The sequence below is a fragment of the Streptomyces sp. NPDC002911 genome (assembly GCF_053591835.1).
In genome coordinates this window covers 1-3311 of sequence record NZ_JBSFUO010000077.1, presented here as the reverse complement: position 1 = coordinate 3311, position 3311 = coordinate 1, and the positions used below count along the sequence as shown (strand labels likewise).

At 67.4% G+C, this 3311-nt stretch carries 2 protein-coding genes and 1 pseudogene; all 3 read right to left on the bottom strand.

Features of this window, described 5'->3' with window-relative positions; translation table 11 throughout:
- Positions 1-1652: condensation domain-containing protein (locus ACWD04_RS33835; protein WP_451137559.1), on the bottom strand; the 1652-nt coding region annotated here is incomplete at its 3' end.
- A 14-nt stretch (positions 1653-1666) separates the two neighbouring features.
- Positions 1667-3037 (bottom strand): FkbM family methyltransferase, encoded by a 1371-nt coding sequence (locus tag ACWD04_RS33830; protein WP_451137560.1) that lies wholly within the window; start codon positions 3035-3037, stop codon positions 1667-1669.
- Positions 3038-3136: 99 nt separating this feature from the next.
- Positions 3137-3311 (bottom strand): annotated as a pseudogene (locus ACWD04_RS33825) (hypothetical protein); the annotation flags it as partial.

The following is a 3311-nucleotide window of genomic DNA, read 5'->3' as shown; positions in this document are numbered from 1 at the left end:
GAAACAGAACGACCCTCACACTCCAACGCCACCGCACCCGGCGACCGCGCCGCAACCTCCTCGAACCACTCATGAACACAACGCCCCACCACACCGGAACCGGAACCGGAACCGGAACCGGAACCAGAAACCGCGCCGGAAACAGCACCCGGCACAGAATTCCATTCCACGAGGACCTGATGCCGCTCGGCCTCGTCGAGGGTGCTGATCCGGGAGATCCGCTGCTGCGGTTCGGCCACGACGGCATGGAGCAGGGCGGTGAAGTGGCGTACGAAGCGCTGGACGGTCTTCCGGTCGAACAGGTCGGTGCTGTACTCGACGGCGCCGATCAGTCCGTCGGGTGCCTCGCGCAGGTCGAGCGTCACATCGAACTTGGTGATGTCGAAGTCGAACTCGATGAGGGAGACGTCGAGGTCGCCAAGGCGTATCTCGCTGTCGGCCTGTGCCTCCTGGAGGACGAACGCCACCTGGAAGACCGGCGAGTGGCTGAGGCTGCGCTCCAGCTGGAGCGCGTCGACCACGGCCTCGAACGGCACGTCCTGGTGGCCGTACGCCTGCAGGGCTACGTCCTTCACCCGTCCGAGCAGCTGGACGAAGGTGGGGTCGCCCGACAGGTCGGCACGCATCACCAGGGTGTTGGCGAAGAAGCCGATCAGACCCTCGGACTCGATGCGGTTGCGGTTGGCGACGGGGGTGCCGATGGGGATGTCGGTCTGCTCACCGTAGTGGTGAAGCAGCAGAGCGTAGACCGACAGCAGTGTCATGTAGAGCGTGACGTCGTGCTGCTCGCCGAGCGACCTGAGCCGCGTCAGCAGGTCCTTCGGGAGATGGAAGCGCTCGTGCGCGCCCTGGTACGTCTTGACGGCGGGGCGTGCACGGTCCGCCGGCAGGGACAGCTGGGGGTCGATCCCGTCCAGCTGCTGCTTCCAGTAGCTCACCTGGCGGGCCCGGACCTCGTCGACCAGCCACTGCCGCTGCCAGTGCGCGTAGTCCGCGTACTGGATCGGCAGGGGTGCGAGCGGCGACTCCGCACCCGCGCAGAACGCCTGGTAGAGGGTGACCATCTCGCGGAAGAAGACACCGAGCGACCAGCCGTCGGACACGCTGTGGTGCATGGTCACGAGCAGGACGTGCTCCTGCTCGGACCGGCGCAGCAGGCGCACCCGGATGAGCGATTCGCCGGCGAGGTCGAACGGCTCCACGGCCTCGCGCTCGCAGATCGACGGGAGCTCGGCGGGGTCGGCGAGTTCCTCCTGCGAGACGGTGAAGTCGCTCCCGTCACCGATGTGCTGGTAGGGCACCCCGTCCCGCTCCACGAAGCGGGTGCGCAGCACCTCGTGCCGCTGGACGATCGTCTCCAGGGCGCGCAGCAGCGCCGGGCGGTCGAGCGGTCCGCGCAGCCGCATGGCCATCGGGATGTTGTAGTACGCGCTGGTCCCGTCGAGCCTGGCCAGGAACCACAGTCGCTGCTGCGCGAAGGAGAGCCGGACCGGCCCGTCCCCGGTGCGGGGGTACGGGCGGATGGCCTCCAGCGCGGAAAGGTCGACGCCCTGCTTCTTGAGCATCGCGATCAGGGCACGCTGCTGCTTGGCGGGCAGGGACTTGATCTTCCTGATCAGTTCCAGCGAGTTGTCGCTGTTCGTCGTGCTCATGTTCGGCCCCGTGGTCATTGGCTCCGGCCTTCCAACGCGTCCAGTTCTTCTTCGCTCATGTTCTCGACGAGGCCGATGCTCTCCAGGATCATGGCCATGTCGAGCGCGCCCTCGGCCGGCGCCGTGGGGTCACGCCGTTCCAGCTCGGCGGCCATCTCGGCGAGTGTCGGCCCGTCGAACACGGCCTGGACGGGCAGCTCCGCGCCGGTCGTCTGCGCCAGGCGATTGACGAGCCGGGTCACCAGCAGCGAGTTGCCTCCCAGCTGGAAGAAGTTGCTGTGGGCACCGAGGTCGCCGGCATCCGTGCGCAGGAGGTCGGCCCAGACCGCGGCGACGGTCCGCTCGGACTCGGTGCGCGGGGCGACCAGCTGCCCCGTGTCCCGGCGCAGGCTCTCCGGCGCGGGCAGGGCACGGTGGTCCAGCTTGCCGTTCTGCGTGAGCGGCAGTTCGTCGAGCAGGACGTGGGCGGCGGGAACCATGTACTCGGGCAGCGCCGCACGCAGGGCGCCCTGGACGTCCTCGAGCAGCGCCCCGGAGCCGGACCAACGGGTGCCGGCCGTGGGCGGCGCGTCGGTGTCGGCTACGTGCGGCGTCTCGTCCGCCCGGCGCGCGTAGACGTTGTGGAGCGTGGTGTTACGCAGCAGCCGGTTGTCCTGCTCGCAGACGACGTCGTAGCCGAGGGCCTTCAGCAGGGTGACGATCTTTTCCAGCTGGCCGTCGACGTCGTGGAGCTCCACCACGAGCTGGCGGATCTTCGGCCAGTCACGCCAGTGGATGCCCTTGAGCACTTCGTACTCGGCGTTCTCCACATCGATCTTCAGGAGGTCGATCCGGTCGATCTCCTCCTCTTCGATGATCTCCGAGAGGGTCCTGAGGCTGCAGGTGAACTGCTTGCTGTCGAGCCGTGCGTCGACGAGCTCGTCGACGAGCTCGTCGCCGGCTGCCTCGCCGCCCCCACCGTCGGTGCCGCCTGCTCCGTCCGTGACCAGTTCCTCCTGGTTGCGGAGGTAGGAGCGGACCATGTCGTGCGCCTGCTCGGCGGTGGTCACACTGGAGGAGATGACGGTGTTGTGCCGGTAGAAGGTGAAGGTCTCCTCCTTGGCCTCCGCGGCGAGACCGCATGCGTAGACCTTGGCGTCGAGGCCGTGGAGTTCCACGTTGCGGCGCAGCGAATCGAACACGGGCGGGATCGGTTCGAAGGCGTAGATCTTCGCGTCCGGACAGCGGCTGCCGGCGAACAGCGTGAACATGCCGATGTTGGCACCCACATCGAAGATGCGGTCACCGCTGCGGATGGTGATCCCGTTGCGCAGGTATTCCAGGTTGGTGAAGATCTCCTCGTAGACGAATTCCGTCTCGCTCCTGTTCTGTTGGAAGACCGTCATGCCGTTGGGCAGTTCACAGGTCTGCTCGAGGGCTTCAGGCTCGGTCCGGCCCATGCGCAGCAGCTCGCGGACGACGGGGGCCCGCTCGGCCGACGGCACCACGTAGGCGACCAGACGGCGGTCCTGATCGTCGTACGCGCGTACCACGACGCGGGCTTCCTGGACGGCGGGGTGTTCGACGAGTTTCGCTTCGATCTCCCCGAGTTCGATACGGAATCCACGGATCTTGACCTGCTCGTCATTCCGGCCCAGATACTCCAGCGTGCCGTCCGAG

Coding starts and splice junctions, on each gene's coding strand:
- ACWD04_RS33830 (WP_451137560.1), bottom strand. CDS start 3,037: ATGACGGTCTTCCAACAGAACAGGAGCGAGACGGAATTCGTCTACGAG.